At 34.2% G+C, this 5,890-nt stretch carries 5 protein-coding genes; all 5 read left to right on the top strand.

The genetic code is table 11. The features are described 5' to 3' along the window. Positions 1 to 218 precede the first annotated feature (218 nt). The 5 genes from hisG (at position 219) to hisH (ending at position 5,835) form a co-directional block, all read left to right on the top strand. Complete coding sequence (hisG, locus tag FLACOL7796_RS19545) at positions 219 to 1,076, top strand: ATP phosphoribosyltransferase (RefSeq protein WP_173972478.1); 858 nt, start codon at positions 219 to 221, stop codon at positions 1,074 to 1,076. 165 nt (positions 1,077 to 1,241) lie between these two features. Continuing rightward, complete coding sequence (gene hisD, locus FLACOL7796_RS19540; RefSeq protein ID WP_173972477.1) at positions 1,242 to 2,528, top strand: histidinol dehydrogenase; 1,287 nt, start codon at positions 1,242 to 1,244, stop codon at positions 2,526 to 2,528. Between the two features lie 89 nt (positions 2,529 to 2,617). After that, entirely contained in the window at positions 2,618 to 3,664 is a 1,047-nt protein-coding gene (gene hisC / locus FLACOL7796_RS19535; RefSeq protein WP_173972476.1) for a histidinol-phosphate transaminase, read from the top strand. Positions 3,665 to 3,837: 173 nt separating this feature from the next. Further along, on the top strand, positions 3,838 to 4,974 hold the full coding sequence (gene hisB / locus FLACOL7796_RS19530; RefSeq protein WP_173972475.1) for a bifunctional histidinol-phosphatase/imidazoleglycerol-phosphate dehydratase HisB: 1,137 nt from the start codon (positions 3,838 to 3,840) through the stop codon (positions 4,972 to 4,974). 279 nt (positions 4,975 to 5,253) lie between these two features. Then, complete coding sequence (gene hisH / locus FLACOL7796_RS19525; protein ID WP_173972474.1) at positions 5,254 to 5,835, top strand: imidazole glycerol phosphate synthase subunit HisH; 582 nt, start codon at positions 5,254 to 5,256, stop codon at positions 5,833 to 5,835. Positions 5,836 to 5,890: the final 55 nt, after the last annotated feature.

Raw genomic sequence — 5,890 nt, 5'->3', positions numbered from 1 at the left:
AACTAGTATATTTGCAACCGAATCAAAGAATTAAAAAATAAACCAAGTCATGATTTCTATTCAATTACATCATCATCATTTTCATTATTGCTCTCAGGCGATGTGTTAATGGTATGCATGTAAATCATCATATTTTAAAACCCGTTTGAGTACATCAAACGGGTTTTTTTATACCAATTCTTTGTACTCAAACTATTAATCCAACAAAAACTAAAAAAATGAGTACATTAAAAATTGCAATTCAAAAATCAGGTCGTTTAAACGAAGACAGCATTCAGATCTTGAAAGATTGCGGTATTTCGATCAATAACGGAAACGATCAGCTAAAAGCCGAAGCTTCAAATTTTCCTTTAGAAGTTTTATACTTAAGAAATTCAGACATTCCGCAATATTTAATTGATGGAGTAGTAGATTTAGCCATTGTAGGCGATAATCTTTTAGTAGAAAAAGGAAAGCACATCGAAGTAATTCAAAAACTAGGATTCTCAAAATGTAAAGTTTCTGTGGCTGTTCCTAAAACATTCGATTACAAGTCGATTGAGGATTTAGCAGGTTTGCGTATTGCAACTTCTTACCCTAATACGGTTAACGAATATTTCAATTCTTTTGGATTAACAGTTGATATTCACCAAATTTCAGGTTCTGTAGAAATCGCACCAAACATTGGTCTTGCCGATGCTATTGTAGATATCGTTTCTAGCGGAAGCACTTTATTCAAAAACAATTTAAGAGAAGTAGAAGTAATCCTGAAAAGTGAAGCAGTTTTAGCCGTTTCACCAAAAGTTTCTCCGGAAATTCAGAAACACATTGATACTTTAAAATTCAGAATACAATCGGTTTTAAGAGCAAGAAACTCAAAATATATCCTAATGAATGTGCCAAACGATAAAATCGACGAAATTGGTAAAATCTTACCGGTTTTAAGAAGTTTAACCGTTTTGCCATTAGCACAGGAAGGTTGGAGTAGTGTACACTCAGTAATTGATAAAGACACTTTCTGGGACGTCATCGATAAACTAAAAGAAGCCGGAGCAGAAGGAATTTTAGTTTGCCCAATTGAGAAAATGGTACTGTAAAAGAAAATCCAAATTCCAATTCAGATCAAATTTCAATAGAAAAATTCCAAATTCCAAACTTCGGCAACAGCTTTGCGAACTTTGTGTTTTTCAAGATAAAGAATAAAAAACCTTGCGCTCTTTGCGGTTAGCCCCACAAAGTTTAGCGGTTAAAAAAATATCAAAATGAATAAAATAGACAATCCAAAACCAGATACCTGGTCAGATATATTAAAAAGACCTACCAAAACTATTGATGATATCGAAGTTACGGTAAAAGAAATCTTTAAAGAAGTACAGAAAAAAGGCGATGAAGCTGTTGCAAAATACACTTCAATCTTCGACGGAATCGCCTTAGAAAACTACGAAGTTTCATCAGAAGAAATTCAGGAAGCTGTAAATTCAATTTCGGCAGAATTAAAAGAAGCAATTCAGTTAGCAAAAGAGAATATTTATAAGTTTCACTCGGCGCAAAAAACTGATAAAATTGCAATAGAAACAATTGAAGGAGTTAATTGCTGGCAGGAAAAAAGACCAATTCAGAAGATTGGTTTGTACATTCCGGGCGGAACAGCGCCTTTGTTCTCCACAGTTTTAATGTTGGCGGTTCCTGCTGAAATTGCAGGTTGCAAAGAAATCGTATTATGTTCGCCACCAGATAAAACCGGAAAAATAAATCCTGCTATTTTATATGCAGCAAATTTATGTGGCGTAACCAAAATATTAAAAGTAGGCGGAATCCAGGCGATTGCCGGAATGACATTTGGTACAAAATCAATTCCGAAAGTATATAAAATTTTCGGACCAGGAAATCAGTTTGTAACCGTTGCAAAACAATTGGCAACACAATTTGGCGTAGCGATTGATATGCCGGCAGGACCATCAGAATTGTTGGTTGTAGCAGATGATACAGCGGTTCCGGCGTTTGTAGCTTCAGATTTATTGTCTCAGGCAGAACACGGATCAGATAGTCAGGTAATTTTGGTTTCGACTTCAAAAAAATTGATTGATGCAGTAGAAAAAGAAATTCAAATTCAGGTTGAAGAACTTCCCAGAAAAGAAATCGCTAAAAAAGCCATTGAAAATTCGAAATTAATTTTTGTCGAAAATGATAAGATCGCTCTTGATTTAATCAATGAATACGGACCGGAACACTTCATTATTTGTTCTGAATATGATGATTTCTATTGCAATGGAATCGTAAATGCAGGTTCTGTTTTTATTGGTAATTATACACCGGAAAGTGCCGGAGATTATGCTTCAGGAACAAATCACACCTTACCAACAAACGGATATGCTAAAAATTATAGCGGAGTAAATCTGGATAGCTTCATGAAATCAATGACTTTTCAGAAAATTTCAGAAAAAGGAATTCAAAATATTGGTCGCGCTATTGAAATTATGGCTGAAGCTGAGGGATTACAAGCGCATAAAAACGCTGTGACTTTGAGATTAGATTCTTTAAAGTCTTAATTTTTTTGCCACGAATGTCACAAATTAGCACGAATTAATTTAAATCTAAGCTTTGCGCCTTTGCGTCTTTGCGAGAAATAATAATAAAAATGGACTTTAATATCAACAATATAACACGTGAAAACGTAAAAACATTAAAACCTTATTCGTCTGCCAGAGATGAGTTTGAGGATTTTGATACTGCAGAAATGATTTTTTTGGATGCCAATGAAAATCCGTTTCAAAATGGGGTGAATCGTTATCCGGATCCGCAACAGAGTTCGGTTAAAGCGATTTTAGCGAAGAATAATAATGTAAAATCTAGTCAGATCTTATTAGGAAACGGAAGTGACGAAGTATTAGATTTGCTTTTTAGAGCTTTCTGCGAACCAAAAATTGACAATATTATTTCGCTGCCACCAACTTACGGAATGTATAGCGTTTTGGCTAATATCAATGCGGTTGAAAACAGAGAGGTTTTACTTTCTACAGATTTTCAGCCACAAGTTGAGAAGATTTTGGACGCTGTAGATGAGAATACAAAAATCATCTTTTTATGCTCACCAAATAATCCAACAGGGAATTCTTTTTCGGATGAAAGTGTGGTGAAATTGCTTCAAAACTTCAAAGGTTTAGTTGTAATTGATGAAGCGTATATTGACTTTTCAGGAAAAGAAAGCTGGTTGACAGAAATCGATGAATATCCAAATTTAGTTATTACTCAAACTTTATCAAAAGCATATGGTTTGGCTGGAATTCGTTTAGGGATTTGTTATGGTTCTGAAGCTGTAATTTCGGTTCTGAACAAAATTAAGCCACCGTATAATGTTAACGAATTAACGCAGCAAAGAGCGATTACTCGTTTGAATGATTCGGATAAAATAAAAGAGGAAATAGCTGCTATTATTGAGCAAAGAGAAGAATTGCTTAAAGTTTTACTTGAAGTTGATTTTGTAGAGAAAATATATCCTACAGAAGCTAATTTTGTTTTAGTTAAAGTAGATGATGCTAATAAAAGATACGATCAGTTAATTGCAAAAGGAATTGTAATTCGTAACAGAACGACTCAGCCATTATGCGAAAACTGCCTTCGTTTTACGATTGGAATTCCACAGGAAAATGCAGTTTTGATTAAAGAATTGAAGTTGTTGAAGTAAAAATTATAGGCCACAGATTGCGCAGATTGAATGGATTTTTCTTTTGCCACGAATTTCACGAATTTTCACTAATTCAATTCGTGCTAATTTGTGGAATTCGTGGCGAAAATTAAGCACAAGGAATAAAAAATCCTTTTAATCTGTGTTAATCTGTGGCAGAAAAAATAAAATATATGAAAAAAGTACTTTTTATCGATCGTGACGGAACGATTGTTTTAGAACCTGAAAATTATCAATTAGATGCTTTGGAGAAAGTAGAATTTTACCCAAAAGCTTTTCAATATTTGGCTAAAATTGCCAATGAATTAGATTACGAATTGGCGATGGTGACCAATCAGGACGGATTAGGAACGGATAGTTTTCCGGAAGATACGTTTTGGCCAACGCAGAATTTTATTTTAAAAGCCTTTGAAAATGAGGGAGTTTTGTTTGATGAAATTTTTATTGACAGATCTTTTCCGGAAGATAATGCGCCAACGCGTAAGCCAAGAACAGGAATGTTGACGAAATATTTGAATAATCCGGAGTATGATTTAGCTAATTCGTTTGTATTGGGAGATCGTTTGACGGATGTTGAATTGGCGAAAAATCTTGGTGCAAAAGCGATTTTTATCAATGATAATGACGGAATTGGAAGTAATGAAATATCATCAAAACGTGAAGAGTTAGACGAAACGATTATTCTTCAAACTATGAGTTGGAAGGCCATTTATGAGTTTTTAAAATTGGAAGCACGTTCGGCTTCGATTACACGTAAAACGAATGAAACGGATATTTTTATCGATTTAAATCTTGACGGAACAGGAAAAAGTAAAATAGAAACGGGAATTGCTTTTTTTGATCATATGTTGGATCAAATCTCACGTCACGGCCAAATGGACTTAGAAATTCTTGTAAAAGGTGATCTTGAAGTTGATGAACACCATACGATTGAAGATACTGCAATTGCTTTAGGCGAAGTTTTCGCGAAAGCTTTAGGTAATAAATTAGGAATCGAACGTTACGGTTTTTGTTTACCAATGGACGATTGTTTAGCGCAGGTTGCAATTGATTTTGGAGGTAGAAACTGGTTGGTTTGGGAAACCGAATTTAAACGCGAAATGGTAGGTAAAATGCCAACAGAAATGTTTTATCACTTCTTTAAATCATTTTCAGATGGTGCCAAAGCGAACATCAATATAAAAGCGGAAGGAACCAACGAGCACCACAAAATTGAAGCGATTTTTAAAGCTTTCGCGAAAGCCATAAAAGTAGCGGTGAAAAGAGATACAGAGAAAATGATTTTGCCTTCGACAAAGGGGATGTTATAAAGAATTTTGTTTCAGGTTTAAAGTTTCAAGTTTTTTTAACCGCAAAGTACGCAAGGTTTTACGCTATGGTACGCAAGTTTTATGCGCCAAGCTTTGCGAACTTTTTCTGATAAGGTTACAAGAAATAAACTTTGCGTTCTTTGCGGTAAAAGTATGCTCAAAGTTAAGTGGCTTGAAACTGAAATTTTAAACAAACCAAACAAAAATAAAGAGTAATAACGATTTCAATTTTAGAGAAATCTAAAATCTAAAATCTAAAATCTAAAATCTAAAATAATTTTGAAAATAGTAATTATAAATTACGGAGCAGGAAATATTCAGAGCATTATGTTTGCGATTGAAAGGCTTGGTTTTAAAGCTGTTTTGAGTAATAATCCAGCCGAAATTCAGGCAGCAGATAAGGTGATTTTTCCAGGAGTGGGAGAAGCGAGTTCGGCTATGCTTAAGCTTCGTGAAAGTGGTTTGGATAGTTTGATTCCGACTTTGAAACAACCAGTTTTTGGTATTTGTCTGGGAATGCAATTGATGTGCAAATCATCTGAAGAAGGAAATACGAAAGGTTTGGGGATTTTTGATGTTGATGTAATTAAATTCACATCGAAAGTTAAAGTGCCGCAAATGGGATGGAATCAGATTTATGATTTAAAATCGGATTTATTTAAAGGTATTCCGGAAAATGAGTTTATGTATTTGGTGCATAGTTTTTACGCTCCAAATTGTGCTGAAAGCATTGCAACAACGAATTACGAGTTAGAATACGCATCGGCTTTACAAAAAGATAATTTTTACGGAACGCAATTTCACCCTGAAAAAAGTGGAGCGGTTGGGGAAAAGATTTTGGAAAACTTTTTAAAGAAATAAAATTTTAAAATTCCAATTTTTTTAAATTCCAAATTCCAATTGTGATAATTAATAC

It is taken from the genome of Flavobacterium bizetiae, from assembly GCF_902804475.1.
GTDB lineage: Bacteria > Bacteroidota > Bacteroidia > Flavobacteriales > Flavobacteriaceae > Flavobacterium > Flavobacterium bizetiae.
Note: the sequence above shows the minus strand (reverse complement) of the source record. Positions and strands in the feature narration are given on the sequence as shown.

Bases quoted from the DNA above. Each gene is read 5' to 3' on its own strand.
- hisD (WP_173972477.1), top strand. From the start codon at position 1,242: ATGAATAAAATAGACAATCCAAAACCAGATACCTGGTCAGATATATTA.
- hisB (WP_173972475.1), top strand. From the start codon at position 3,838: ATGAAAAAAGTACTTTTTATCGATCGTGACGGAACGATTGTTTTAGAA.
- hisC (WP_173972476.1), top strand. From the start codon at position 2,618: ATGGACTTTAATATCAACAATATAACACGTGAAAACGTAAAAACATTA.
- hisG (WP_173972478.1), top strand. From the start codon at position 219: ATGAGTACATTAAAAATTGCAATTCAAAAATCAGGTCGTTTAAACGAA.